Source organism: Lysinibacillus sp. NPDC056185 (genome assembly GCF_047737915.1).
GTDB lineage: Bacteria > Bacillota > Bacilli > Bacillales_A > Planococcaceae > Lysinibacillus.
On sequence record NZ_JBLLLQ010000048.1, the window covers coordinates 1 to 24,726 of the forward strand.

Here is a 24,726-nt window from a genome sequence, read left to right on the forward strand (position 1 = left end):
CTCATTCTTCTTTGTTATGCACGGATACAGCTACCAACTATAAAAAATTTGCAGCAGCAAAAAATCTTCAACACGAAACAATTAATCTTAATCAATATCAACGAGTAAAAAAAGGGATATTCCACATACAACACGTTAATAACTTCCATCGCCGTTTGAAAGGATGGATGGAACGATTTCAAGGCGCTGGTACGTATTATTTGGATAGTTACCTCTACTGGTATCTTTGGCTTGAGTTACATAAAAACTTGGCATTTGAAAATCGGGTAGAACAAATGCTTATTTCAGCTTGTCAAAAATCTAACTATTTCACAGTAGGAGCATTAAGAAAAGATAAGCTTTTTAAATGGATTAAGTGGTGTACTGTTTTTCAACTAACGGAGCAGGTTGGTTGAATAAGAAGGGGTATTTGTAAAAATGTTGAAGTAATATAGAATATCGTTTATCTCAGGTTTATTAACAGTAATGTCTAGTTGATAAGGGGGAGCAATATGAGGAACAAAATGATTATGTTGATTTCTATGCTATTCTTAATGACACTTGTCGGTTGTAACAATATTGATAAGAAAGAAACTCGTGAGGTAAGTTCTACTTTTTCATTGCCCGTTACTTTTGGTGATGGGACAGAAGGTGAGTATTTATTGATTGGTGAAGAAGGGAAAGTTGGTTTTTTAGCTGGATTGGGTAAAAAAGGTGAGGCAGTAGAAGTCCCAATTATCGCTAATAAAACAAATAAGTATATGTGGCATTTTTGGGGAGACAAAGATAGTATCAGTGGTGATTTTAAAGTAGTTGGAACTGACAAAGAAGGGAAAGAACATCCCGTGTTGGTATCTGGCAATGATACAGTATGGCAATATTCCAATACTTCCATTAGCCCTAATAACGGTGCAGATTCCCATATCCCATCGAATATGGTGTTCCCTACAAGTGGATTATGGAAATTAGAAATATATTTTAATTATAAATTATTTGGGGAACTAGTTATAAACGTTGAAGAGAGTTAAACCATCTTCAACTAGGGTGCTTTAGTTTAATTTTTCGATTCATCAATACAAAAAGGCAGATTTAATCTACACGTTTTGTAGATTAAATCTGCCTTTTTGTTTTAACAGCAACAATCTTTGAGAAAACAGCCAATATTAAATAGCGTATTTAGTTAAAATATAGGATAGCTTATTTTTTCATAAGTTGGTCAGTACCATTAATTTTTTTAAAAATAGTTGTATTTTCTATACGGATTGAATCAACTTCACCGCAATCTAAGCAAAATGTATAAATCTTGTTTGCGCCCCTAAATGAATCTTTACTTGGTTTAATAGGCATATAGTCTGTAGCTTCTGTAAATTGAGTATTCCCACATTTTTTACATTTTTTATCTACCATGTATATCGCTCCTTATTAGTGGTTTTTATTAATTTATACTTCTATGTACATTTAAATTATAACATAGATTAGGTGGTAATTCAGAAGGTGTGGAAAATATATCTATAAATGGGTCCTGTTGTTACTGAAACGAACTAAGAGGGTTGGAACTAATCTAAATATTAACTCATGCTAGAGGAATCTCTGTGAAAGTAGTTTGAATTGCGGCTATTGGATTGTTATATAAACAACCTATTTATTGCTTGACCCTGAAAATTAAGGGGTCTATTCATGTGTCGACTAAAGCGAGCTGTAACTTTTTTCTTTTATTAACTCTACAAGTCCATTTTCAGAATACAGAAGATAACTAGATAAAAAACCAGCTCAATTTATAGGTAATTAAAGTTGAATAATTAGTTGGAATGGTAATTGTTCTTTTGTTTGTAGGTGTGAAGAGGAGGCATTTGACTAGCGTATAGGCTTTTGCGTAGACTGTTCATCCTTTTATAGCATAACCTATATCGAAATCGAAAGGAGGAAAAATTATGCGATACGATTACGGGCATGATGCTTATGGAGGACAACATGGTGGGAGACATCCATATTACCCGGTAACTGCTCCAACCCATTATTATCCGACTCACCACTATCCAACCCATCCTTACTACCCGATGCATTACTACCCAACACATACAACATATCCAACACATCATCGCCATCCGCACCACCACCACCATCACCAACATACGAACCCACGCTATTACTAATATACCTATAAAAAAGAAAGAGTCGGTCTTATTTTAGCTAAGTACAAATAGCGTGCACTACCTACAAAAGAGTAAAAAAGGTGACTAAATAAATTTACAATTGAGAAAGGATCATCGGAGGAAAATGATCCTTAACTTTTAATCTTTTCCTATAAATGAGCATCAAAGCGTGGTATTGAGTATTATTTATGGATAGCATGAAGCTAGTGCCGACAATACTTATGGATAAAAACTATAGGATGTAAAGAATGAATAATTGTTGGTACTAGTTTTTTTAAAACAGGTTGGATTATGCGGCAAAGTCATATTCTAAAGGGCGGCGTATTATCTAATTACTTAAAAAAGGTCACTCTGTGGAAGTGACCTTAAATGAACTGGTGTAAGGCAAAAAATTTCTACCCAGTTTATTATTTTCAAATAGCTCCAAAGAATTTTACTTATGAAGATTAATTTATGAAAGTAGCGCCGACAATAATTAAAAGAATGAACAGAACAACAATTAGAACAAATGTTGAACCGTTATTGCCACCTCCATAGCTATAACCTCCGTAGCAACAATTGTTGTAATTGCCATAGTTTCCGAAGCATCCCATAAAGAATTCCTCCTTTCTACATCTATAATATGTACTTTTATAGAAAATAGTGGAGGTATTTATCCAACAAAAAGTTCTTTTGTAATTAGAAACCCGAAAAATAATTTGAGAAATAAAAAAGGGCCACCATATAGAAGTGACCCTCAGTAACAATTCAAGGCGGTGTAAGCTAAATAATAGCTTAATTTATATTATGATGGGATAACTACTATTGTAGAGTTGATTGCCTTAGTAATGAATAAAAATTATAAATGTTAAAAAATCCAATGCAATAAATGTTTGAAAATATTGAGAACCAAGATAGCATAATTGCCGTCTTGGTTATTTTGCGTTACGAAAATGGAAGTTTTACATAACAAATTAGTGATTAAAATTAAATGTATGAAAAGTTTCTCTTAGTGCATCATAAAAAAGTATTATGCATGTTTTTTATCGACTGAAAGTTATCAGAATCAAATAAGTATTTAGAGAGGTGAGAAGTTTAAAGAAATGGACATCATCCTAGCATTATTACCAGCTCTCTTTTGGGGAAGTATTGTATTATTTAACGTTAAACTCGGTGGTGGACCCTATAGTCAAGTACTTGGGACAACATTTGGTGCACTTATTTTCTCTATAGGTGTTTATTTCTTCGTAAAGCCTGAGTTATCGCCTATAGTGATTGGAGTCGGAATTGTATCAGGTCTTTTTTGGGCATTAGGACAAGTAAACCAATTGAAAAGTATTGATTTAATAGGTGTTTCCAAAACAATGCCCATTTCGACAGGGCTACAATTAGTATCGACAACATTATTTGGAGTCATTGTGTTTCATGAATGGTCCACAAAGATGTCGGTTATATTAGGGATTCTTGCACTTATTAGTATCATTGCTGGTATCATTCTAACATCTCTTCCAAATCCAGAAGAGAAAAAAGAAGAACACGGAAGCAATTTGAAAAAAGGAATTTTAATTTTACTTATTTCAACCTTTGGATACTTAGTATATGTGGTGGTAGTACGCTTATTTAATGTAAGTGGATGGTCTGCTTTATTACCACAAGCAATTGGGATGGTAATAGGTGGAGTTTTATTAACATTCAAGCATAAACCATTTAACAAATATGCATTTCGTAATATTATCCCAGGTTTAATCTGGGCTGCCGGAAACATGTTTTTATTTATTTCTCAGCCACGTGTAGGAGTCGCAACAAGTTTTTCTCTTTCCCAAATGGGGATCGTCATCGCTACTTTAGGCGGAATTTTTATATTAGGAGAGAAAAAAACAAAAAAGCAATTCATTGCAATTATCATTGGAATTGTTTTTATCGTTGCTGCTGGAATTATGTTAGGGATTGCGAAAAGATAAAAAGGAGGGCCTTGTATGTATCCAGATTTAGAAGGAAAAGTTGTAGTGATTACAGGTGCTGCAACGGGACTAGGTAAAGCAATGGGCATTCGTTTCGCTTCAGAAAAAGCGAAGGTAGTTATTAATTACCGTTCAAATGAAGCGGATGTAAATGCTGTCGTTGATGAGGTTAAAAAAGCCGGTGGGGAGGCCATTGCTGTACAAGGTGATGTTACAGTTGAAGAAGATGTTATAAATCTCATTAAGACCGCTGTAAAAGAGTTTGGGACTCTCGATGTCATGATAAATAATGCAGGTATAGAAAATCCAGTAGCTTCTCATGAAATGCCGTTAAGTGATTGGAATAGAGTCATCAATACAAATTTAACAGGTGCGTTTTTAGGAAGTCGAGAAGCGATTAAATACTTCGTGGAGAACGATATTAAAGGTACTGTCATCAATATGTCCAGTGTTCATGAGAAAATTCCTTGGCCTTTGTTCGTGCATTATGCCGCTAGTAAAGGGGGCATTAAATTAATGACTGAAACTTTAGCGTTAGAATATGCTCCTAAGGGAATTCGTGTTAATAACATCGGACCTGGAGCAATTAATACGCCTATAAATGCTGAAAAATTTGCAGATCCAGCAAAACGTGCAGATGTGGAAAGTATGGTTCCGATGGGGTATATCGGCAAACCAGAAGAAATTGCCGCAGTCGCGGTGTGGCTTGCTTCATCACAGGCTAGCTATGTAACAGGGATTACTCTATTTGCGGATGGTGGAATGACTTTATATCCTGAATTCCAAGCTGGTCGTGGATAAGAAAAGCTGTGTTAAAAAAGGTATCAAGAAGCTCTTATCTTAGGGTGACAACCTTCAAACGTATGTAAATAAATAGATCAAGCATATTTTATATATATAATATGTTTGGTCTATTTTTTATGATTCTGTTAACGATTGTTGTTTTATCTTGTGATAGTTAAATAACAATGTGGATATATGTGGTAAAATAAATATTAAATAAAAGCTTGGAGAGTGAATGTAATGAGGGTACTATTGGAGTTCATAAGAATGTTTTTTTACTCATAATCTTTTATTTGATTTCAGGCAAGATTATTGTTTATATCTACCAAAAATTAGGGATGAAATATTCGAATACTTATGGAATTATGATGATAATCTTTATATCGAAATAAACTGCAATTTGGTGGATGGTATAAAGGAGATGTAAAAGACAAACTCTCAAAAACATTGACAAAATTGCTGATTTCAATTGCACTATTATTATTGTTATCACCTCCTATCCTAAGTTTCTTATTCCACTAACGAGGTGCGATTGTTCAAATTAGAGCGGTCGCTTCTTGTGCTAACGGTGCGGTTTTCTTTAATAAGCAGAAATGAGTTTTTACTAATCTAAATGGATTACTTATATTCCTTTTACCGTTTTAGAGAATAGAGGCAGTACTTCGAAATAAGATTTTATTAAAAATTAATTGGATTAATATAAATGAAATCGTAGGGAGAATATTCTTCCTACTTTTTTTGCGAGAAAATGTAAATTATTTAAGCTAAATCATGAACTAAATTGTCTAATGTATAGAAGGGAGTGAGTTACATTATTCGTTTAATTAAAAGAGCTCAAAAAGGAAATGAAAAAGCCTTTTTAAAACTTTTTCAGATGTATGAAGCAGATATATATCGAATGGCATTTATTTATTTGAAGAATGAAGAGGAGGCTTTAGATATTGTACAAGAAACTGCTTATAAAGCGTTCGATAAAATTGAAAACTTAAAAGAACCTGCTTACATTAAAACATGGCTAATTAAGATTGCCATTAGTAGTTCACTGAATCGTTTGAAAAAGCTAGAAAAGATTGTGCCTGTACAAAATGAATACATAGACAGTATACAGTTTGAACAGGTTGACCCTACCGTTAAAGTCTTGCTAAGGCAGATATTAGAGGAATTGACAAGCGATGAAAAAGGGATTGTAATACTGAAATATTACGAGGGCTATACTTTTCAAGAAATTGCTGACACGCTCCAAATCCCATTAGGAACAGTAAAGTCAATCCTGTATCGTGCATTGAAAAAATTACGTGTTCAAGTAGAGGAGGCAGATTTTTATGGATAAGTTAAAAGAATCAGTGGAGTCGATTCCATTGCCGAAAGATTTACACATAAGAGCGAGAATGGGCGTTAGCCAAGTAAAGAAAAAAAGGAAGAAAACATGGCTCATTCCATCAGTGGCTACCGTATTTTTAGCTAGCTCTATTACGGTTGGTGCTGCAATGAATGACAATGTGAAAAATTTACTGTGGCATATTAGCCCTGATATAGCGGCATTACTTGAACCAATAGAAAGTATTGTTGAACAAGATGGAATAAAAATGGAAATTGTTTCAGCCATGCAGGATGAAGATATGGCTGTCGTGTATGTGACAATGCAGGATCTTGAAGGAAACCGTATTGATGAAACATTGGATATTTATGATTATTTCATGTCAAAAGGGCGGTCTTTTACTGTTGAAAGAATTGGTTTTGATGCTACAACGAAAACAGCCTTAGTTCGATTTATGTCATTTAATGGGAGTAGCACCGATAACTTTAAGTTGAAAATCCGTTCTTTTTTAAGTGATAAATCAGTGTTAGAGGATGTAACATTCCCACTGGATTTACAAGATGTAAAAGAACAACAAACAGAGCTCTTGCCAGATGATACAATTCGTGGAAGTGGTGGAGAAGGAGCACTTCTTGAAGGAGATGTATATGTACTACCAGCAGGTAAATTGAATATTCAAACACAACTATATGACAGAATGCGAATTAGAAATATAGGGCTTCATAATGACAAACTATATGTACAAACAGAGTGGCCTGCCAATAATGCGATTGAACACGGAGAATTTTATTTAGTGAATCAAGCAGGTCATAAGATTCTTCCTATAGTGGGTTATTCCTACGGGAGAGATGAACAAGGAAAACCAATTTATGCGTATAATTATGAGGAATATATATTTGATGTGAAGGATATCAATATAGCTGAGTATGAGTTGCAGGCAAAGATTTATACAGCTGGTCAATATGTGGAGGGAGATTGGGAAGCAACCTTCAAACTCGAAGAGATGAGAGGGCAGTCAGTGCCATTTGTTATGGACTTTGGTGACTGGAAAGCGAAAGAGCTGAAGGTTTCTCCACTTGGTTTAACGATTATAGGGGAAGGCGATGCGACAGAAACTGAAGAATTAACGGCTACAATTGTTAAAAAAGACGGAAGTCATAAGGAATTAAAAAGTTTAGTTTCCTTTTCTGATGAAAATCAAGTGAAACTGAAGTTACTGTCAGAGGAACCATTAAAGCTCGACCAAATTAAATCCATTATGGTTAATGGATTTAAAGTGAATTTTTAATATGAATAGGGTGGTACTGGTATCAATCAGTCCCCCTCTTTCCCTAAAGGTGCGGATTTGTAAAAGAAAGCTATTCTAATTAAAAACCGAAAAAATAGGATTTATAAGGAGGGAAAAGTTGTTTAAGTATATATAGCAACTTAAAATTGGAAGTTTTATTTTAGCTGTTTCAACATTTATATCTTGGTATGAGGGAAGTGCCATTATAGAAAATTCGTTGGAATGGAAGTATTCAACACCGTTTACCATATTATTTAACATTGAGATTACAAATGGTCCGAGCTTCTCCAATACGTATACCCGTTTCGAATAGGAAGCGTATTAAGAATCCTATTGTTATCCATTGGTACTTTTAAAACTTCTATCTCCATTTATCAATCATTTCCTGTTGATATGTTATAGAAGGTGCTTAACTCATAGCGTTAATTGGTATGTTTGCTTCAATACCCTTATATAAAATTTCTTGATGCCTTTTATTTTGGTGTTAAAGTTGAATATATTTTTTATTTTCCGTATAATTAGTACCAGTTACTAAAACAAGGTGATATAATTTATTTTGTCTAAGTTATTTCTTATGAAGAAAATTAATACATATTAAAGGAATTACAAAGTTTTGAAATACCTTAATTTTGTATTGTTAAGTAATAGTACTTGAATATGAAAAAGGAGTGAGTTATTGAATGATTAACATTCAATCAAAAGCAAGAATAACAGCAATAGGTACCTATGTTCCCGAAAATAGACTAACAAATGATGATTTAGAAAAGATAGTAGAGACGAACGATGCTTGGATTGTACAAAGAACAGGCATGAAGGAGCGAAGAATAACAAGTGAGAATGAATTTGCGTCTACATTAGCCTTTAAAGCTATAGAGAATTTGGTTGAACAATATCAAAAGGATCTTTCAGATATAGATTTAATTCTCGTTGCAACAACTACACCTGATTATGCTTTTCCAAGTGTAGCTTGCCAAATCCAAGAACACTTTCAAATGAAAGATGTAGGTGCATTAGACCTTCACGCTGCTTGTGCTGGATTTACATATGGATTACATGTAGCGAACGGGTTAATTACATCAGGACTCCATCGTAAAATTTTATTTATAACGACAGAAGCGTTATCTAAAGTGACGGACTATACAGATCGAACGACATGTATCTTATTTGGAGATGGAGCTGCAGCAGTTTTAATAGAAAAGGATGAAGAAATGCCAAGCTTTATCGCTAGCCATATAGGTACAAATGGTGCTGGAGGTAAGCATTTATACTTAACTAATTTATCAACTACTATGCACGGTTCGCCCTTGAATACGTCAGGAAAAATAATGCAGAATGGACGAGAAGTATATAAATGGGCATCGCGTACACTTCCTATAGGTATAGAGAAATTACTACAGCAAGCACAAATGCAATTACATGATATAGATTGGTTTGTGCCTCATAGTGCTAATTTAAGAATGATAGAATCCATTTGTGAAAAATCAGGTATTAGCCTAGAGAAAACATTAACTAGTGTTGAGTATATGGGAAATACATCATCCGTTTCTATTCCGTTGGCCTTACAGTTAGGCATAAATGAAGGGAAATTAAATAATGGGGATAATTTATTAATCTATGGGTTCGGTGGAGGTCTTACACACGCAGGACTTATCATTAGGTGGTGTGTAGATTAAATTAATGTTTTTGACAACAATATAAACAAATGACCGGTACTCAATATTTTATTGATAATGAGTATTCGGTTTTTTAATATTAATAGGTAATTTTATACAAAAGAAAAATGGTGTGATGTATTATTGATATAAGAGGGGGATTTAATATTGAAGTGGGAGTGAAGAGGTTTGAATAATTCTTGGAATAAATTTACATATAAGATTGGTTCTCCAATTTACGACGAGTTCTTTAATTCGGGAATTTTTTTGAATGCTCGAAAACAAATATTTCAATCCATACCATTCAATAATCAACAAAAGATCCTGTTTGTCGGTGTAGGAACAGGAGCTGATTTAGAGTTAATACATCATGCTAACCTAAATATAACGGCTATTGATTATTCACCTGATATGCTCGGAAAAGCAAAAGCAAAGTTTGGGAATTCCACAATTACATTCTTGGAAATGGATGCTCAAAATATGGAATTTGAAAATGAATCGTTTGACTATGTCGTAGCGAGTTTAATCCTTTCGGTAGTACCTGATGCAACTAAATGTTTTCAAGAGATGACAAGAGTTTTAAAGCAAGAAGGGAAAATAATCGTTTTTGATAAATTTGTCCCTAAAAACCAAAAACTGTCCTTACCTAAAATGTTGCTAAGACCCATTGTAAGCATATTAGGAACAGATATTGGTCGGAGCTTTGAAGAATTATCACCTGAAAATATAGTAGTAGAAGAAGATACACCTATAATGCTAAATGGAATGTATAGGAAAATAATAATCGGAAAGATAAATTGATTAATTTTTATAAAAGAATAGGGTGAAATAACTTAAGCATATCCACACGAAAAGTCCGGATTCGGCTTTGCGCCTCCTTATCGATTCCGAGACTTCCTACAAATTAATATTTCAAAAACCTATTTTTTTATATCCCTACGCAATTATGCCGAGGTATAATTGATAATTTAACATTTGCAAACCATTAAATGATTCCCATCAGGATCTTTAAAATTAAACCACTTGTGATGCTCAATTTCTGTTGTTAATTCGACATTTTTACTCTTCATATACTCATATGCTTGTTCGATATTGGTAGTATTAAAATGAAAAGGCGGGGTTTTGAATATATTTTCCGCTGAATAAATCTTGCTATCTAATACAATTCCCGTTCCATTCATAGGTACTATATATAAATGACCAAATAATATCTCACCATCGGCTAGTAACCTTAATATGTCACAATACCAATTACGAGATTTTTTAATATTACTAACAGGAATAAAAATTGTTCCGACCTGATTTAATATAGGATTCATAATTCTACCTCCAAATAGTAATATTCTTTTGAACACTTTATTCATGAATAATAAGGTACTTGAATGGTGATGCAAAACTAGGATATAGGATAACACCACAATTTCTAGTTTATCTATAAAAGGAAGGAATCCCCTGGTTATAATAAAGTATATTGAAAAGAGGAGGTTTAAATGATGACAATTGAGGTTTATATCGCAACGGAGGAAGATTATTTCGCAGTGAATGAGATTGTAAAAGAAGGACATGAAGAGCATGTGATGGAGGAACCAACGATTTTTAAAAGTGTTGAGTCTGTAATGCCCGAATCCTATTATAAAGAATTAATTGTCAACGAAGAGAGCGACATTCTAATTGCGAAGGAAGATGAATTTGTATTCGGTTTCGCAGTCATAAGTGTTGAAGCTTCTCCACCTTTCGAGTCTCTTGTTCAAAGGAAATATGCTTACATCCACGATTTTGGTGTAAAAGCAAACTTACAAAGAAAAGGAATAGGAAAAATGTTATTTAATGCTTGTATAACTTGGGCTAAAGTCAAGAAAGTTGATTCAGTCGAGTTAAATGTTTGGGAATTTAATACGAAAGCGATTGATTTTTATGAACATTTTGAGATGAAAAGCGTTAGTAGAAAAATGAAATTAAATATTTAATGAGAGTATGACTAAGTCCTTATGAATAACTTTGACTATTCTTAAATGGTTAGGGTGATTTCAGGGGAAAGTAAGAAACATACTTCCAATTTAAAAGTGAATATTAGTATGTGAAAACATGAAAAAAGGACTTCCGTTAATACACGCAAGTCCTAGCGTGGAGCCAATCATAGCGTCTATGATCTGATAGCCCATTAAAATGCTTTATGAAAACTATTATATTTCTCATTAAAAACAGGTATATAAGTATTAGTACTATATCTTGAGTATTTGGAAATTACTATACACCGCTCCATATTAAAGTTCTTAATAAAAAAAACAAGCCAAGACCGGCAATAATCAAAAGAACGAATAAAACAATAGCAAAGGCAAAATTCGTGCCTGATCCATAACCTGAATAACTCAAAATAATTTCCTCCTTTCTAAAATTTAAAGCAAATAAGTTGTAGAAAGAAAAGGTTGTATTATTTTATAAAAAGCTGGTGCATTTCGCCACAACCTTTATATCACATTCACTTTTATTATATTGCTGAGGGCACTGTGATGAAGGTATTAATGGCGACAATCCATCTTACAAAGCGTGATTTACATAAAACGTATCCATTTTACATAGACATCATTTTCTTGTTGAACATTTTGATATAAACTTCCAAAGGTGGATCCCTCATCTTGGCCCTTGTAAGCAAGCGTCGTAATCAAAGACTGATAATTTATATCTTAAGCCATTAATATTCCGAAACTACGCATGTTCTACTTGTTGATAAATTACTATTACAACAACATTAATGCAAATACATGATTTTTCCTTTTTATCTTTATACTATGTTGTACTGAATAAGGAGCTCAGGGCCAATTACCTTATGAATGGGGATTTAACCCTATAAAATTGATAAGGAAATGCTTTCTTAGCCATGATGGCAATATCGAAATTTATTAAATGAAGTTACTTGAAAAATAAATAATGCAACTCTCACTTTTTTTATATAGAATCTAACATATACCTTATTTGGAAATGGAGTGAAGAAGATGTTTCCTATTTTAGATACTGAACGATTAGTGTTGAGAGAACTTACTGAACATGACGCCCAAGATGTTTTAAATTGCTTTTCAAATGCTGAAGTTTTACGCCATTATGGACAAAATCCATTAACAAGTTTAGAGCAGGTTAAACAAATAATTAAAAATTTTTCAAAGAATTATGATGAAAAACGTGGTATTAAATGGGGAATTGCATTAAAAGGACAAGAAGGTATTATCGGTACGATTGGTTTTCAAGAGTGGTCCACTGAGCATAAAAGAGCTGACATCAGCTATGCACTTTTTCCTGAGAGCTGGGGAAAAGGGTATGCAAAGGAAGCTGTTAATAGAGTAATAACATTTGGCTTTCAAGAGATGGATTTAATGCGTATTGGAGCGATTGTTTTTACTGAAAATGAAGCTTCAAACAAGCTATTAACAAAGTTAGGCTTTGAAAAAGAAGGGATATTAAAAAATTATATGCACCAAAATGGTGTTCCTTATGATACTAATATTTTTTCTTTAATTAAGTAAAAAACATCATAAAAGGCCAAGACCAAGATTGTTTAATTACTGTCTTGGTTTTTATCGTTAAAACGATGAAATAAAAGAGATTCCCATTGTTAAATACCCATATTATTCCTCCTTATTGTTATAATAGAAATGCTAAGAGATTAAAACAATGGGGGCAGGGAAATGAAAATTGCAATTGTTTGTTTCGATAATTTCACAGATATAGATGTTTTTTTACCATGGGATTTATTAAATCGTGTACGGTTAATTGGTAGTATTTCAGATTGGGATGTCCAACTATTGGGGACAGAAGAAACACATGTATCGATGTCGGGCTTACGAATACCGATGACAGGTAACCTAGCTGATATCCCATCTGCTGACGCTGTAATATTTGCAAGCGGAAAGGGTGTTCAAGATTTATATAAAAATCAAGAATATCTTAATAAAATTCATTTAGATCCAGAAAGACAATTAATAGGATCTATGTGTTCAGGTGCGTTACTACTAGGAGCAAAACATTTATTAACTGGTAAAAAAGCTACAACATATCCATCTGTAGTAGAGCAGCTTAAAGAATTTGATGTAAATGTAATTGAACAAAGTTTCGTCAACGAAGGAAATATTTCGACTGCTGCAGGGTGTTATGCTGCGCAAGATTTAGTAGCTTGGATCATAAGGACCCTAGTTAATGAAAAAATGGTTGATATTGTACTAGAAACTGTTCAGCCAGTTGGTAAGGGGTTATATTTCTAAACTAAGTGAATTGTGTGTTTTAGCCGTTTCAATAAACAAAATTAACATGGTTTTGTCGTTAGTCGTACAAATTTATAAAAGGAAAAATAAAAAGGCTCACCGGAGGAAAGTGACCCTTAGTAATAGAAGGTATAGGGGTAAGTTAGTATTTCTCAAGTGAAATATGAGCAATAGAGAAGTTGGTAGTGGGATTTTTAGTATTTAATGAAAGTAGCACCGACAATAATTAAAAGAATAAATAGTACTACATTTAGGGCAAAAGCTGACCCTGTGCCGTAACCATTACCTGAATAGCTCATATTATTTTCCTTCTTTCTACAATCTATAATACGTAACGTTGTAAAAAGGAGAGAAGGTAATCATCTAAGTTTAATAAATAAATTTGCAATTAAGATAAAAAGACATTTGTAAAAAAAAGTGACCCAAAATTAGGGAGAAATAATATAAAATAACTATTCGCTAATAGCTTTTGATAGAGGTTAATTTTAATAGAGGAGGAAAAGAGTAATGGAAAAAGGAAAATTACCAAAGGTTGGCGTGGGGGCAGTTATCCAAAATAAAGCTAATGAAATTTTACTTGTTTTACGTAAAAAAGCACCTGAAGCAGGTTGTTGGAGTTTACCTGGTGGCAAGGTTGACTATATGGAAACAATAGAAAACGCGATTATACGAGAAATTAAAGAAGAGCTTGGAGTGGACATCGACATAACAGGACTAGTATGTGTGACCAACCATATTATTCAAACAGAAGATATTCATTATGTTGCACCTACTTTCGCTGCTCGTATTACGAATGGGGAAGTACGAAATAGAGAGCCGCATGCTTTAGAGAAAGTACATTGGTTCTCAATAGACGAAATACCTGAAAACATTACAATGACAACAGAATATGCTCTGAAACAGTTAAAGCTATTGTAATTTGAAATATGGATAAACAATTTTATTTGATTTGGATGGCACTCTGTATGACAGTGAAAGCTGTTACATTCAAGCATGTTGTGCAGCCTAGAATCATTTAATTGCTTTCAGCGGGTGTCCAAATACCCGATATCAAAAAGACCTTCTTTCTGTTATATAAAAGGTCAATATTAATACATTGTAAAATTTGGATTTTAGTTTAAAAAATAGATTTAAAAGTAATGGTAACTCTGATAGGATAATATATCGTAGGAGGTGAGGTTTTGCCTAAGGGAGCTTGTGTTATAACAGAAAATCACAAACTACCTTTTGACAATTATTTTTAATGAAAAAGAGAAAAATTGCTCTCATCATTAGCTTGTTTATTATCTTTCTAACAGGCTCACGAATTTTATGGCTGTCAGTATTTAATAATACAGATCAACCACATGCTGTAAAAGGTCAAATGGATTTAAGAAATTGGAATTTTAATGACGGTCATGCTGTTACACTTGATGGAGAGTGGGAATTTTATCCTTATAATTGGTTGGTTAGTGAAGAACAGCAATTAGCATCCAAGAAGGATCATGCTAAATACATACAGGTTCCTAAAGGGTGGAGTTCATCTTTACAAAAGGGAGAGATGACACCTTATGGTTACGGTACTTATCGCTTAAAATTACTCGTTAATCCAGAAGACAATATAACTTACAGTATTCGAGTTCCAAGTATTCGAAGTTCCTCAGAAATATATGTAAATGGTAGGCGGTTGGCAAAATCAGGCCAAATAGGGGAAAGTGCAGAAAAAACCGTTGCCAAGAATGTTCCGTATACTGCTTCTTTTGAAGCGACCGGTCACAAAGAAATCGACATTATTGTTCAGGCTTCAAACTTTAAGGACCCTCGCAACGGTGGAATTGTTCGCTCCATTAAATTTGGGAAAGAAGATATAGTAGCTCGTGAAACTCAATTGTCGATAAATATGCAGCAACTAGTAGCAGTTGTTTTTTTACTACATGCTATCTATTCCATTATTTTATTTTTTGTTGGAAACATGGAAGAAAGAAGATTACTTTACTTTTCACTGTTAGCGATTAGCAGTATGGTTTATTTCCTATTAGGAAGCGATGACAAATTATTATCTTATTGGTTTCCGATTAGTTACGACGGGGCCTTTAAATTAGTTCATCTTTCTATGGTCGGCATAGGCTTTTCAATGCTTCAATGCATTAAACATTGGTTACCTCAACATGTGAGAAAATACATTCATTTGTTTAGTATTTTCTGTGGTATAGCATCATTGTTGACAATCGTGCTGTCTACTCGCTATATAGTAATCAATCAAGGCATTTACATTATGATTTTAGGAATCCCGATCGTTATAACGATCCTAACGGTAATGCGAGAATCTATTAAAGAGATTAAAAGTAATATTTTTTTACTTCTTGCCATTTTAGCATTTGGTAATAATCTTATTTGGGATGGACTTCTTCTTATTTTTGGAATCAAAGTAATTATGTATCCATTTGATATTATTATAACAGTAGCTTGTTTGGCGATTTTATGGTTTAAAGGATATGCTAAAGTCCATTCGGATACAAAAGAACTTGCTATTAAGCTCCAAAAAACAAATAAGTTAAAGGATGAATTTCTTGCCAATACGTCTCATGAATTACGAAATCCTCTCCATGGGATCCTTAACATTTCTAAAGCTGTTTTGGAAAGAGAAGATCGTGTGCTCAGTGACAAAAGTGTCAAGGATTTAGAAACAGTGCTATCTGTCGGATGGCGTATGTCACTAATGTTAAATGATTTACTAGATGTTATGAGCTTAAAAGAAAATAATCCTAAACTAAACCTTAAAACATTTTCGATTCACCCAATTGTATCGGGTGTGTTAGATATGCTCTATGTTATGAGGGAAGGAAAGCAGATTCAGTTAATTAATCAAATCCCTGAAAATTTTCCGAAAGTAGTTGCTGATGAAAATAGGGTTATTCAAATTGTTTTCAATTTACTTCATAATGCTGTGAAATACACGAATGAAGGTGAAGTGACAATATCAGGTCATGTAAAAAATAATATGGCAGAAATTGTTATTTCAGATACTGGTATTGGTATTGATGAGGACACCATTCAACGTATATTTGAACCTTATGAGCAGGGTACCCTTAGTAAGGCAATGATTGAAGGCGGATTTGGGCTAGGGCTTAATATTAGTAAACGATTAGTTGAACTGCATGGGGGAACATTACAAGCAAATTCAATTGTAGGGAAAGGGTCTGAATTTACTTTCACCTTACCAATATCAAACGTACCTGATGAGCAAAATGCTACAGAAAATGAGGCTCTGCTATCAAGTGCGATGGAAGAATCTACAGTAGAGACTTCTACAAATCCATTCGATGATCAAACTAAAAACCATTCAATCATTGAAGCAAATCGACCTAGAGTTTTGGTCGTCGATGATGATCCAGTGAACTTAAGAGTTATCGAAACAATACTTTCAATAGAAAAATACGACTTAGTAACGGTTACAAGTGGTAGCAAAGCTCTTGAAATATTAATGTCTCAAGAGTGGGATTTGGTCATTTCAGACGTGATGATGCCAAATATGTCTGGCTACGAATTAGTACGTGCAATTCGCCAACGATTTTCAATAACAGAACTTCCAGTGTTACTTCTTACGGCAAGAAGTCAGACTCAAGACATTAATAATGGATTTTTATCTGGTGCTAATGATTACGTCACGAAGCCTGTAGACGCTTTAGAGCTAAGATCAAGAGTAAAAGCACTAACTGATGTTAAACAATCCGCACAAGAAAGGCTTCGAATGGAGGCAGCCTGGCTTCAAGCACAAATACAGCCGCATTTTCTTTTCAATACATTAAATGCCATTATCACATTAAGTGAAATTGATATTGAACGTACTAGTAAGTTACTTGAAGCACTTAGTGATTTTTTAAGGGAATCATTTAAGTTCCAAAATATTGATGAGCTTGTTCCAATTGAGGACGAGTTAAATCTTGTTCGATCCTATTTATATATTCATAAGGAACGTTTTGGAGAGCGGATCAATGCAACATGGGATTTGGAAGTTTCTACAGACGTCATGATCCCATCACTGACCATCCAACCATTAATTGAAAATGCTTTAAAACATGGTATTTTGCCTCGTGAAAATGGCGGGAATATTCATATTCGCATTGTAGATTACGACACATACATTGAGATTACTGTGTCGGATGATGGTAATGGAATGGATGAGGCTACAATGGAACGTTTACTTGAAAGAAAATCGAAAACTTCTACTGGAATTGGATTGCTAAATACAGATCTTCGCTTAAAACAACATTACGGTGAAGGACTTCGCATCACAAGTAAACTAAATCAAGGGACATCAATATCATTTGTTGTTAAAAAGAAAAAAATCAAAGCAATTTAAGCGTGAATTGATGGTGAAATAAGAACATTCATATTGAGCTGCACCTCCATTTAATAATGGGGAGCAGTTTTTTAATTAAAGAAATAAAGTTTGCTTAAAATCCTGTTTTTGCAGGATTTTTTTCTTTAACTATCGAAGCAACTTAGTTTAATAAGGAATGTTCGAATAAGAATCAGGGGAGGATTAATTATGGATATTATCACATTCGGTGAGAAAAAAGAAGGCAAGGACTACATATGGAGACCTGCTGTTTATTGTTTAATGTTCAATAGTCAGAAAGAAAAAATAGCGATTATTCAAACAAATGATGGCAAATTTTTCCTCCCTGGTGGTGGAATAGAAAAAAATGAGACTCACGAAGAGTGTTTAAAAAGAGAAGCCCTTGAAGAAATGGGAATGGATATTGAGATAGGTCATTTTATAGGGTGTGCCCGGAGATATTTTTATTCTACAAATGAATATAAATATTACCTTAGCGAAGGTTATTTTTATTTATGCGATAAGGGTAGACAAATAAGTGAACCAACTGAAGTTGACCACTTCCTAAAATGGATGGAACCAATGCAAGCAATTGATTGCTTATTCCACGAACATCAAAGCTGGGCAGTTAATGAAGCATTATTACAGTTATAAAGTTAGCAACAGCCATGAAACATAAGCATAAGATACGCATATGATTAATCAAATTCCATATGATAAGACTGATTTTAGAATCTCCAAAACGTTTAAGTTTTTAAACGAAAAGATTTCTGTGATGGAAAGTACATAATAAAGAACAGATAACCTTAATTAGTTATCTGTCTTCTTCAATCACTTTGTAAACGGATCTTCCGATTCATATAGAAAACTTTTCTCAAGATTTTCTTTTGTCTCAGCATTGACGGTTTTTTCTTTTGCTTCTGCTTGTTCGCTAGCGGGAGCTTCGTCATGAGAAGAACAAGCAGTTAGTAGGAATGCTGCCATTGCGCCGATATATAAGAATTTTTTCATTACTATTACCTCCGTTATTGTTTAGTTACACTTTAGATTGTGCAATTACACTTAGAATATAACGGAAATGACAATGATAAATTTTGTAACAAAAAATGTTAAATAATCGTTACATAATAAAAGGGGGAAATAAACGTGAAAAGGATTATGGGTTTCGTCACAATTTGTGGATTGCTATTAGTAGGTTGCTCACATAAAGAATCCAACGACATAGTGCTACATGATAATAGCTTGAGTCTTGGTGGAGAAGTTCTAGCAAAAGAAATTGAGTGGCAAGAAAGCGAGTATTTTACATTTGAAAATTTAAGCTTCATTGGTGAACCGCAATTATTAGGATTTACGCATAATAAAGAAGAAAAAATAGCGGCTAGTCAAATAGGAAAATATGGCTGGCATTTTTGGGGAGAGAGCGTTAAATCAGGAGACTTCCTTCGCGTCAAGGGAACTCACCAATTGACAGGTAAAGAAGTGGAATTGGTTTCAAATGCTAAGTTACTTGGACCGAACAGTGGCGCGGATAACCATTCTCCAACTAATATGACTTTCCCAATTGGCGGTATGTGGAAGCTGGATGCCTATATTGATGGGAAGTTATTCGGTAGCGTTTATGTAAAAGTGGAAAATTGAAAACAAATGAAAAATACCAGGCAATCCATGGAGAGAGCCTGGCATTTCACTATTTACTAATGACAATTGACAATTTATAGTTTGCACGCTTATTTAAATCGACTAAAAACTGATCTAATACTTCGTTTGATGGGAATCTACATTCAAGCAGATAACAACTATCTCCACTGATTTTGAAGTTATTAACAATATATTGCTGCTGCGTTTTTATAAATGACAGAAAAGGTTCATGGTACGGACTTTTTGTATAAATATTAATAAATGCATGGACATTGATACCTAATTTTATATGATTCACATCGATTGTATAGCTCTCGATAACCCCATTATCTTCAAGCCTTGCCACCCTCGATGACGCCGCTTGCCCTGTCAAATGAACCTTCTCACCCAATTCCTTCATCGTAATACGACTGTTCTTGGAAAGCTCATCTAGTATACGTAAATCCGTACTATCTAACATGTAGTAACTCCTTTCATTTTTCAAGTCAAATCACTAAAAGACTTGATTTTAGCTATGTAATTACTATTTGGACATAGTATAAACTAAATGTAATTTAAAGAAAAGGAGTTATAAATATGAAAATTCAACAAATCCGCAATGCCACTTTAGTAATCGAATATGCGGGGAAAAAGTTTTTAATTGATCCACTTTTGGCAAACGGAGGTGTGTATCCTCCTTATCCAAACTCTTTAAGACAGGATCAAAATAACCCATTAGTTGAATTACCAACATCCATTGACAAACTCATTCATGTCGATGCTGTAATCGTAACTCATTTACATTTAGATCATTTTGACGGAGTCGCCAAAGAAGTACTACCGAAAGATCTTAAAATGTTTGTTCAAAATGAAGAGGATGCCAATGAAGTTAAAAAATCTGGCTTTTTCAATGTCGAAGTTTTGCAAGAAAATACCGTTTTTGAAGGTATTCAATTAATTAAAACAAAAGGTCAACATGGCAGGGGAGAAATTTTAAAATTAACTGGTCAAGTGTGTGGTGTTGTCTTTAACCATCCAAATGAGAAAAAATTATATATCGCTGGCGATACTGTATGGTATGACGGAGTGCAAGAAGTGCTCCTAAAAAATCATCCAGAAATTATTGTCGTTAATGGGGGAGACAATCAATTTTTAGAGGGAGGCTCTCTCATAATGGGAAAAGATGATATTTATGAAGTATACAAAACTGCTCCAAATGCAAAAATTATCGTTAGTCATATGGAAGCGGTCAATCATTGGACATTATCAAGAACAGATTTAAAAAGCTTTATAAATGAAAAGGGGATTGCTGCACAAGTTTTTGTACCGGAAGATGGAGAAGAGTACACATTTTAAAGAAAGTGTTAAAAAAAATAGCTAAATCCTGTAAAATTAATGCAGGAGGGATCTAATGAAGCATTCAATTTATACTAGTGAAAAAGGTAGATTGGAAATTTTAAATCATTATGAGCAATATTTAAATTCTTTTGATTTCGAAGTTGAAAGAGCTTTTGTGGATACATCGATCGGCAAAACACATGTACTTATGGCGGGTCCAAAAGAAGGAAAGCCTTTGTTTATTTTTCAAGGTGGGAATTGCATTAATCCGATGACATTATCCTGGTTTAAGCCGTTAATAAAAAAATATAGAATATATGCGCCTGACACGATTGGTCACCCAGGATATAGTGAGCAAAAGAGAATTTCAGCTAAGGATTTTAGCTTTGGGCAATGGATAGTTGAATTGATGGATTATTTTAATGTTAAGAAATGTGCTTTCTTAGGACCATCGTATGGAGCAGGTATCATTTTAAGGCTCGCTGCTTATATGCCAGATAGGATTGAATGTGCAACGCTTGTTTCCCCAGCTGGATTAAAAGTTGGCTCCAAAATGGAGATGATTCAACATATCTTAATCCCTTTACTACTGTTTAAAAATTCTTCGTCAGCCATATATCTTGAGAAAATAGCTGATAGAATGTCTGCTAATTGCATGAAAGAGTTTGATCGGCAAATTATTGGAGATATTTTTCGTTACGTAAAATTAGAACAAGAGATGCCAAAACTAACAGGTAGAAAAGAATTAGAAAATTACATTTCACCTACATTAATTATCGCTGGAGAAAAGGATATTTTCTTTCCAGAAAAGAAAATCAAAAAAAGAGCTGAACAAGTCATACCAAATTTGACTATTTTTCAATCATTTAATATGGGCCATTTCCCTTCAGAAGATTATTTAGAAAAAATAAATAATGTTATCATTGGTTTTTTAAATAAATATTATTAAATTTGATGCTAGATACTAATTATTGTATAGATTATTTTATTGACAAAATAATTTATTCGTGCTATAATTTACAATTATTAATTTAAAGTGTAAAATAGGACTCTCCTGGCCAGGAGAGTCCTATTTTTGCTTTAATTGGGTTAATGAACTAGAAAATCCAAATCAAAAAACGAATTATAACACTTGCTTTTTCTAGGAGATGATTGTTTTATGGAAGATTTACCTTGTAAAGGCTGTAGAGGGATGTGTTGTGGGCCTGTTCCAATTACAGAACAAGAGTTAAAGAAAATAAAAAAGAAAATCAAAGCGATGCCTAAAAAAATGAGCCTAGATTTAAAAAATCAACAACGACTTTATGGAACCTGTATTTTTTTTGACGAAATAAATGACCGATGTGGAATTCATTCGGTACGTCCGTCTATTTGCCAAGCTTTTGGTTATTATAATAATCTTGTATGTTTTCATAAACCAAAAGTGGCCGTTGGAAAAAACTATATAGCTAATGAGCTTCCGATTGGTATTTTAAGTATTGATTTTTCGTGGAAAGATTTTATTTAATGGAGTTTAGAGGTTATAAGTAAACATAAAACAGGGGAAAGTTTGTATTCGACCTAATATAAAAGAGCCTGCCTTATTCAATGCAGGCTCTAATATCATACATACTTTTAAAGTTCTAATCGCATAGTACGGCTCGTTTCATTAAATCCGTGTTTGTCATACAAGTTAATAGCGCCAATATTTTCTGCTAAAACGCTTAACTCCAGGTAATCTAATTTACGTTCTTCTGCCCATTTTTTTGCCTCTCGTAGCAAAAGTGAACCAATGCCTTTACTTTGGTATTGACCTCCAACAATTACATCCATAATATATGCATAATTATGCTGGACGATACAAGAATATGGAGGAGTAGCTAATTCTTGAATTAGTAAAAATCCGGCAATGTTGTTATCTAATTCAGCAACAAAAATGTCTGATTTCTCTTCCAAAATTATGTTTTTAAGAAATTCTACATCCTGCTTTGCGGGTGCTATGTATTGAGGTTGTAGTTTTGACATTTCTAAAAACAGCTCTTCATATAATATTTCTATTTGTGGGATTTCTTCTGATGAAGCAATTTTAATATTCATGTACTACCTCCATTCGAATTTTATACTATTTTATTTTACTATATTTTGTTATTTTTGAAAATAATATGTAAATAGAACAAAAACCCCTTTAGTTAACGCAGTATAAACCGCATAGGATTTCTAATACTAAACCTGTTTTAAAAAATCCGGTATGAGAAAGGAGGTTTTCATCCGTGAGATTTTTAGCGTGGGGGATTATAGGCGGCGCGGCTATTTTTGGTGTACTGAAACGCTTTGGGCTAATGAACAATGCCCAACAAATGACACAGGCTGCTCAGCAAGGCACGACACCAGTACAATTAGTAGCAAACAGTAATCCACTTACTGCAAATACACCAAAACAATAAATAGAAGTAGCCACATCAAGCTTATAGACTTTTGGTTTGCTAAGGGTCTATAAGCTTGTACATAAAAACAGCACAAATAGGGCAAATAGCAAATATTTTAACTTCTTTCATCAAATGTTTTGGTAGCGAAAGCGCAGCGTCAGCTACAAGTGTCGTTTGTACCGAAAGCTTAGCGGCAGGTACAGAAGTCTCCGGCGGATGTAGAATGGGGATTTATTAACTACGGGAGCTTTACTTTAAGATGGGATTCCACAGAGATCCCATCTTTTTCTTCTTCAACTAATACGAACGTGGCAGTTTAGTTAAAGAGTATTGTTTAACTTATAACAGTTTTATTTTGATTCCTTTTGGTTATGTCTCCCGGACATCTCCTAATAAGGGTTCTATGTTGTTTTAAACAAAAATCGAATTGTAAAGTTAACTTGACATCCATATCAATGTAAAGTAAACTTGACTTATCAACAGATGTACAGTTTACTTTACATTTTTAAAGGAGGCTTTATGAAAAACAGAATTCGCGAATTACGAAAATCGAAGAAGATTACGCAGGAGGAATTGTCGAAACAAGTTGGAGTCTCACGGCAATCGATCATTGCAATTGAAACAGGAAAATTCAATCCATCTATTGAGCTTGCCTACAACATATCAAAAGTTTTCAATTGCACGATTGAAGAAGTGTTTATTTTCGAAGAGGGGAGAATGTAATTATGGAGGTTTCTATCGGGGGTATTATTGGATTGTATGGAGGATTGATTTGTGGGATCCTTGGTTGGTGGTTCGGACGGAAAAAAGCTAGAGAAAACAGAGGTATAGATGAGCTATACTATCATATTTGGCAAAATGCAAAATCCTATTCATGGTATGTGACATTAGGAGCGATTTATGTTCTCTTTTCTTTAATCATGTTTGGGATTGAATTAAGCAACGCGATGGTTTTAGGTATCCTTCTTTTAACACACATAGGGAGCTGGGGTATAATTGGGATTATTTTGTCTATCAACATGTCCAGCACAGTCCCGTTGCAGCCTTCTCGTGTGAAGTTTGGATTAATCGTCATTGCTACGTCTGTTATTGTTTTTACGATTATCTCGATCATGACGAAAAACTGGCTGTTTTTACTATACAGTATACTACCTAATTTAATTGGACTTTTTTCTGCACTTACACCAAAGGGAGAAGATTCCAAGTTAACCTAATAAAATTTGATATAAAGTCGTACCGTTTCACCCCTTTGGATATGGTTATCTAAAGGGGTGTTTTTATAGTGCGAAGGAAAAGAACATCTAAATTGAAAGATCGATTAGGAATTGGTGAGTGACAATAAAGTTATTCCATTGTCACGTGGAGATAGACATTCTTGGTAATTTGCTCATCTGAATGGCCAAGTCTATCCATGATTTGTTCGTTAAAAACTAACAATTACAGATTTTCCGAACGAGAAAGCCCATGAAGGGTGTAGCCCGTCTTTAGACATGGGATGAAAGTGAGGTCAGACAAGAGATAACTTTTGCTACCTTAATTGTCTGAAAGGGTGTTATACTTCATGTATAGACAAGTAAAAGTCTTTAAAACACGCTCGTTCATTGAAAATTGGATATTGTATATGGTTCGATAGCCTAATTCATGCTATCGGTAAAACAATATGTGTCGTCAAGAAAAAG

General features: G+C 33.8%; 30 protein-coding genes and 1 pseudogene. 22 read left to right on the forward strand and 9 right to left on the reverse strand.

Translation table 11 applies throughout. From position 1 onward, the window contains the following. Both ACMZ42_RS25260 and ACMZ42_RS25265 read left to right on the forward strand, forming a co-directional pair. A pseudogene (locus ACMZ42_RS25260) lies at positions 1-332 on the forward strand (IS1595 family transposase); the annotation flags it as partial. Positions 333-491: 159 nt separating this feature from the next. Next, on the forward strand, positions 492-1,007 hold the full coding sequence (locus ACMZ42_RS25265; protein WP_415733176.1) for a DUF4871 domain-containing protein: 516 nt from the start codon (positions 492-494) through the stop codon (positions 1,005-1,007). 169 nt (positions 1,008-1,176) lie between these two features. Here ACMZ42_RS25265 and ACMZ42_RS25270 read toward each other — a convergent pair whose 3' ends face one another. The 3 genes from ACMZ42_RS25270 to ACMZ42_RS25280 form a co-directional block, all read right to left on the reverse strand. Beyond that, positions 1,177-1,386, reverse strand: a complete 210-nt coding sequence (locus ACMZ42_RS25270) for a hypothetical protein (RefSeq protein ID WP_370082141.1) — start codon at positions 1,384-1,386, stop codon at positions 1,177-1,179. A gap of 522 nt (positions 1,387-1,908) precedes the next feature. Beyond that, positions 1,909-2,064, reverse strand: a complete 156-nt coding sequence (locus tag ACMZ42_RS25275; protein ID WP_415733177.1) for a hypothetical protein — start codon at positions 2,062-2,064, stop codon at positions 1,909-1,911. Positions 2,065-2,578: 514 nt separating this feature from the next. Further along, positions 2,579-2,725, reverse strand: a complete 147-nt coding sequence (locus ACMZ42_RS25280; RefSeq protein WP_370082137.1) for a YjcZ family sporulation protein — start codon at positions 2,723-2,725, stop codon at positions 2,579-2,581. A gap of 489 nt (positions 2,726-3,214) precedes the next feature. On the opposite strand from ACMZ42_RS25280, the gene ACMZ42_RS25285 reads away from it, so the two are divergent. The 7 genes from ACMZ42_RS25285 to ACMZ42_RS25315 all read left to right on the forward strand — a co-directional run bounded on the left by ACMZ42_RS25285 (position 3,215) and on the right by ACMZ42_RS25315 (position 9,914). Continuing rightward, positions 3,215-4,072, forward strand: a complete 858-nt coding sequence (locus ACMZ42_RS25285) for a GRP family sugar transporter (protein WP_370082135.1) — start codon at positions 3,215-3,217, stop codon at positions 4,070-4,072. Between the two features lie 15 nt (positions 4,073-4,087). After that, the gene (gene gdh / locus ACMZ42_RS25290; RefSeq protein WP_415733178.1) at positions 4,088-4,873 is read left to right on the forward strand and encodes a glucose 1-dehydrogenase; all 786 of its coding nucleotides are present in this window, start codon (positions 4,088-4,090) and stop codon (positions 4,871-4,873) included. Between the two features lie 784 nt (positions 4,874-5,657). Beyond that, positions 5,658-6,185: an RNA polymerase sigma factor gene (locus ACMZ42_RS25295; RefSeq protein ID WP_415733179.1), complete on the forward strand. Its 528-nt coding sequence runs from the start codon at positions 5,658-5,660 to the stop codon at positions 6,183-6,185. After that, positions 6,178-7,461 carry a hypothetical protein gene (locus ACMZ42_RS25300; protein ID WP_415733180.1) on the forward strand — a complete coding sequence of 428 codons (1,284 nt, stop codon included), beginning with the start codon at positions 6,178-6,180 and terminating at the stop codon, positions 7,459-7,461. Before ACMZ42_RS25295 ends, ACMZ42_RS25300 begins: the two co-directional genes overlap by 8 nt. A 145-nt stretch (positions 7,462-7,606) precedes the next feature. Continuing rightward, positions 7,607-7,774: a DUF4306 domain-containing protein gene (locus ACMZ42_RS25305; protein WP_415733198.1), complete on the forward strand. Its 168-nt coding sequence runs from the start codon at positions 7,607-7,609 to the stop codon at positions 7,772-7,774. 376 nt (positions 7,775-8,150) lie between these two features. After that, the gene (locus ACMZ42_RS25310) at positions 8,151-9,134 is read left to right on the forward strand and encodes a ketoacyl-ACP synthase III (protein ID WP_415733199.1); all 984 of its coding nucleotides are present in this window, start codon (positions 8,151-8,153) and stop codon (positions 9,132-9,134) included. A 168-nt stretch (positions 9,135-9,302) separates the two neighbouring features. Beyond that, positions 9,303-9,914 (forward strand): class I SAM-dependent methyltransferase, encoded by a 612-nt coding sequence (locus tag ACMZ42_RS25315; protein ID WP_415733181.1) that lies wholly within the window; start codon positions 9,303-9,305, stop codon positions 9,912-9,914. 167 nt (positions 9,915-10,081) lie between these two features. Here the strand turns inward: ACMZ42_RS25315 and ACMZ42_RS25320 are convergent, their stop codons facing one another. Next, positions 10,082-10,432: a VOC family protein gene (locus ACMZ42_RS25320; RefSeq protein WP_415733182.1), complete on the reverse strand. Its 351-nt coding sequence runs from the start codon at positions 10,430-10,432 to the stop codon at positions 10,082-10,084. A gap of 174 nt (positions 10,433-10,606) precedes the next feature. Between ACMZ42_RS25320 and ACMZ42_RS25325 the strand changes: the two genes are divergently transcribed. Beyond that, the gene (locus ACMZ42_RS25325) at positions 10,607-11,080 is read left to right on the forward strand and encodes a GNAT family N-acetyltransferase (protein WP_415733183.1); all 474 of its coding nucleotides are present in this window, start codon (positions 10,607-10,609) and stop codon (positions 11,078-11,080) included. A 280-nt stretch (positions 11,081-11,360) separates the two neighbouring features. Here ACMZ42_RS25325 and yjcZ read toward each other — a convergent pair whose 3' ends face one another. After that, complete coding sequence (gene yjcZ / locus ACMZ42_RS25330) at positions 11,361-11,486, reverse strand: sporulation protein YjcZ (RefSeq protein WP_415733184.1); 126 nt, start codon at positions 11,484-11,486, stop codon at positions 11,361-11,363. A 620-nt stretch (positions 11,487-12,106) separates the two neighbouring features. On the opposite strand from yjcZ, the gene ACMZ42_RS25335 reads away from it, so the two are divergent. Together ACMZ42_RS25335 and ACMZ42_RS25340 are read left to right on the forward strand one after the other, a co-directional pair. Beyond that, the gene (locus tag ACMZ42_RS25335; protein ID WP_415733185.1) at positions 12,107-12,631 is read left to right on the forward strand and encodes a GNAT family N-acetyltransferase; all 525 of its coding nucleotides are present in this window, start codon (positions 12,107-12,109) and stop codon (positions 12,629-12,631) included. A gap of 162 nt (positions 12,632-12,793) precedes the next feature. After that, positions 12,794-13,366, forward strand: a complete 573-nt coding sequence (locus tag ACMZ42_RS25340) for a DJ-1/PfpI family protein (RefSeq protein ID WP_415733186.1) — start codon at positions 12,794-12,796, stop codon at positions 13,364-13,366. A 194-nt stretch (positions 13,367-13,560) separates the two neighbouring features. On the opposite strand, the gene ACMZ42_RS25345 is transcribed toward ACMZ42_RS25340, so the two are convergent. Further along, a complete protein-coding gene (locus ACMZ42_RS25345) occupies positions 13,561-13,665 on the reverse strand; it encodes a YjcZ family sporulation protein (protein WP_370082117.1) in 105 nt (34 codons plus the stop codon). 208 nt (positions 13,666-13,873) lie between these two features. On the opposite strand from ACMZ42_RS25345, the gene ACMZ42_RS25350 reads away from it, so the two are divergent. From ACMZ42_RS25350 to ACMZ42_RS25360, 3 genes are all read left to right on the forward strand, one after another. Then, the gene (locus ACMZ42_RS25350; RefSeq protein ID WP_415733187.1) at positions 13,874-14,284 is read left to right on the forward strand and encodes an NUDIX domain-containing protein; all 411 of its coding nucleotides are present in this window, start codon (positions 13,874-13,876) and stop codon (positions 14,282-14,284) included. Between the two features lie 325 nt (positions 14,285-14,609). Further along, positions 14,610-17,708 carry an ATP-binding protein gene (locus tag ACMZ42_RS25355; RefSeq protein WP_415733188.1) on the forward strand — a complete coding sequence of 1,033 codons (3,099 nt, stop codon included), beginning with the start codon at positions 14,610-14,612 and terminating at the stop codon, positions 17,706-17,708. A 189-nt stretch (positions 17,709-17,897) separates the two neighbouring features. Then, positions 17,898-18,341, forward strand: coding sequence for an NUDIX hydrolase (locus ACMZ42_RS25360; RefSeq protein ID WP_415733189.1), 444 nt, complete (start codon positions 17,898-17,900; stop codon positions 18,339-18,341). Between the two features lie 177 nt (positions 18,342-18,518). On the opposite strand, the gene ACMZ42_RS25365 is transcribed toward ACMZ42_RS25360, so the two are convergent. Next, entirely contained in the window at positions 18,519-18,698 is a 180-nt protein-coding gene (locus ACMZ42_RS25365) for a hypothetical protein (protein ID WP_415733190.1), read from the reverse strand. 135 nt (positions 18,699-18,833) lie between these two features. On the opposite strand from ACMZ42_RS25365, the gene ACMZ42_RS25370 reads away from it, so the two are divergent. Continuing rightward, positions 18,834-19,325 carry a hypothetical protein gene (locus ACMZ42_RS25370; RefSeq protein WP_415733191.1) on the forward strand — a complete coding sequence of 164 codons (492 nt, stop codon included), beginning with the start codon at positions 18,834-18,836 and terminating at the stop codon, positions 19,323-19,325. 49 nt (positions 19,326-19,374) lie between these two features. On the opposite strand, the gene ACMZ42_RS25375 is transcribed toward ACMZ42_RS25370, so the two are convergent. Beyond that, positions 19,375-19,785, reverse strand: coding sequence for an Lrp/AsnC family transcriptional regulator (locus ACMZ42_RS25375; protein WP_415733192.1), 411 nt, complete (start codon positions 19,783-19,785; stop codon positions 19,375-19,377). A 116-nt stretch (positions 19,786-19,901) separates the two neighbouring features. Here ACMZ42_RS25375 and ACMZ42_RS25380 point away from each other — a divergent pair, with 116 nt between their 5' ends. The 3 genes from ACMZ42_RS25380 to ACMZ42_RS25390 all read left to right on the forward strand — a co-directional run bounded on the left by ACMZ42_RS25380 (position 19,902) and on the right by ACMZ42_RS25390 (position 22,149). After that, entirely contained in the window at positions 19,902-20,660 is a 759-nt protein-coding gene (locus ACMZ42_RS25380; protein WP_415733193.1) for an MBL fold metallo-hydrolase, read from the forward strand. A 55-nt stretch (positions 20,661-20,715) separates the two neighbouring features. Beyond that, complete coding sequence (locus ACMZ42_RS25385; protein WP_415733194.1) at positions 20,716-21,591, forward strand: alpha/beta fold hydrolase; 876 nt, start codon at positions 20,716-20,718, stop codon at positions 21,589-21,591. 210 nt (positions 21,592-21,801) lie between these two features. Further along, positions 21,802-22,149 (forward strand): YkgJ family cysteine cluster protein, encoded by a 348-nt coding sequence (locus ACMZ42_RS25390; protein WP_415733195.1) that lies wholly within the window; start codon positions 21,802-21,804, stop codon positions 22,147-22,149. 107 nt (positions 22,150-22,256) lie between these two features. Here ACMZ42_RS25390 and ACMZ42_RS25395 read toward each other — a convergent pair whose 3' ends face one another. Then, entirely contained in the window at positions 22,257-22,718 is a 462-nt protein-coding gene (locus ACMZ42_RS25395; RefSeq protein WP_415733196.1) for a GNAT family N-acetyltransferase, read from the reverse strand. A 173-nt stretch (positions 22,719-22,891) separates the two neighbouring features. Between ACMZ42_RS25395 and ACMZ42_RS25400 the strand changes: the two genes are divergently transcribed. From ACMZ42_RS25400 to ACMZ42_RS25410, 3 genes are all read left to right on the forward strand, one after another. Then, entirely contained in the window at positions 22,892-23,065 is a 174-nt protein-coding gene (locus tag ACMZ42_RS25400; protein WP_370082095.1) for a hypothetical protein, read from the forward strand. Between the two features lie 501 nt (positions 23,066-23,566). After that, positions 23,567-23,770 (forward strand): helix-turn-helix transcriptional regulator, encoded by a 204-nt coding sequence (locus ACMZ42_RS25405; protein WP_370082093.1) that lies wholly within the window; start codon positions 23,567-23,569, stop codon positions 23,768-23,770. 2 nt (positions 23,771-23,772) lie between these two features. Next, entirely contained in the window at positions 23,773-24,261 is a 489-nt protein-coding gene (locus ACMZ42_RS25410; RefSeq protein ID WP_415733197.1) for a hypothetical protein, read from the forward strand. The last annotated feature ends 465 nt before the right edge of the window (positions 24,262-24,726 follow it).

Coding starts and splice junctions, on each gene's coding strand:
- ACMZ42_RS25360 (WP_415733189.1), top strand. CDS start 17,898: ATGGATATTATCACATTCGGTGAGAAAAAAGAAGGCAAGGACTACATA.
- ACMZ42_RS25385 (WP_415733194.1), top strand. CDS start 20,716: ATGAAGCATTCAATTTATACTAGTGAAAAAGGTAGATTGGAAATTTTA.
- ACMZ42_RS25340 (WP_415733186.1), top strand. CDS start 12,794: ATGAAAATTGCAATTGTTTGTTTCGATAATTTCACAGATATAGATGTT.
- ACMZ42_RS25395 (WP_415733196.1), bottom strand. CDS start 22,718: ATGAATATTAAAATTGCTTCATCAGAAGAAATCCCACAAATAGAAATA.
- ACMZ42_RS25320 (WP_415733182.1), bottom strand. CDS start 10,432: ATGAATCCTATATTAAATCAGGTCGGAACAATTTTTATTCCTGTTAGT.
- ACMZ42_RS25405 (WP_370082093.1), top strand. CDS start 23,567: ATGAAAAACAGAATTCGCGAATTACGAAAATCGAAGAAGATTACGCAG.
- ACMZ42_RS25345 (WP_370082117.1), bottom strand. CDS start 13,665: ATGAGCTATTCAGGTAATGGTTACGGCACAGGGTCAGCTTTTGCCCTA.
- ACMZ42_RS25355 (WP_415733188.1), top strand. CDS start 14,610: ATGAAAAAGAGAAAAATTGCTCTCATCATTAGCTTGTTTATTATCTTT.
- ACMZ42_RS25365 (WP_415733190.1), bottom strand. CDS start 18,698: ATGAAAAAATTCTTATATATCGGCGCAATGGCAGCATTCCTACTAACT.
- ACMZ42_RS25325 (WP_415733183.1), top strand. CDS start 10,607: ATGACAATTGAGGTTTATATCGCAACGGAGGAAGATTATTTCGCAGTG.
- ACMZ42_RS25275 (WP_415733177.1), bottom strand. CDS start 2,064: ATGTTGTATGTGTTGGGTAGTAATGCATCGGGTAGTAAGGATGGGTTG.
- gdh (WP_415733178.1), top strand. CDS start 4,088: ATGTATCCAGATTTAGAAGGAAAAGTTGTAGTGATTACAGGTGCTGCA.
- ACMZ42_RS25335 (WP_415733185.1), top strand. CDS start 12,107: ATGTTTCCTATTTTAGATACTGAACGATTAGTGTTGAGAGAACTTACT.
- ACMZ42_RS25390 (WP_415733195.1), top strand. CDS start 21,802: ATGGAAGATTTACCTTGTAAAGGCTGTAGAGGGATGTGTTGTGGGCCT.
- ACMZ42_RS25375 (WP_415733192.1), bottom strand. CDS start 19,785: ATGTTAGATAGTACGGATTTACGTATACTAGATGAGCTTTCCAAGAAC.
- ACMZ42_RS25285 (WP_370082135.1), top strand. CDS start 3,215: ATGGACATCATCCTAGCATTATTACCAGCTCTCTTTTGGGGAAGTATT.
- ACMZ42_RS25300 (WP_415733180.1), top strand. CDS start 6,178: ATGGATAAGTTAAAAGAATCAGTGGAGTCGATTCCATTGCCGAAAGAT.
- ACMZ42_RS25380 (WP_415733193.1), top strand. CDS start 19,902: ATGAAAATTCAACAAATCCGCAATGCCACTTTAGTAATCGAATATGCG.
- ACMZ42_RS25270 (WP_370082141.1), bottom strand. CDS start 1,386: ATGGTAGATAAAAAATGTAAAAAATGTGGGAATACTCAATTTACAGAA.
- ACMZ42_RS25280 (WP_370082137.1), bottom strand. CDS start 2,725: ATGGGATGCTTCGGAAACTATGGCAATTACAACAATTGTTGCTACGGA.
- ACMZ42_RS25350 (WP_415733187.1), top strand. CDS start 13,874: ATGGAAAAAGGAAAATTACCAAAGGTTGGCGTGGGGGCAGTTATCCAA.
- ACMZ42_RS25410 (WP_415733197.1), top strand. CDS start 23,773: ATGGAGGTTTCTATCGGGGGTATTATTGGATTGTATGGAGGATTGATT.
- ACMZ42_RS25265 (WP_415733176.1), top strand. CDS start 492: ATGAGGAACAAAATGATTATGTTGATTTCTATGCTATTCTTAATGACA.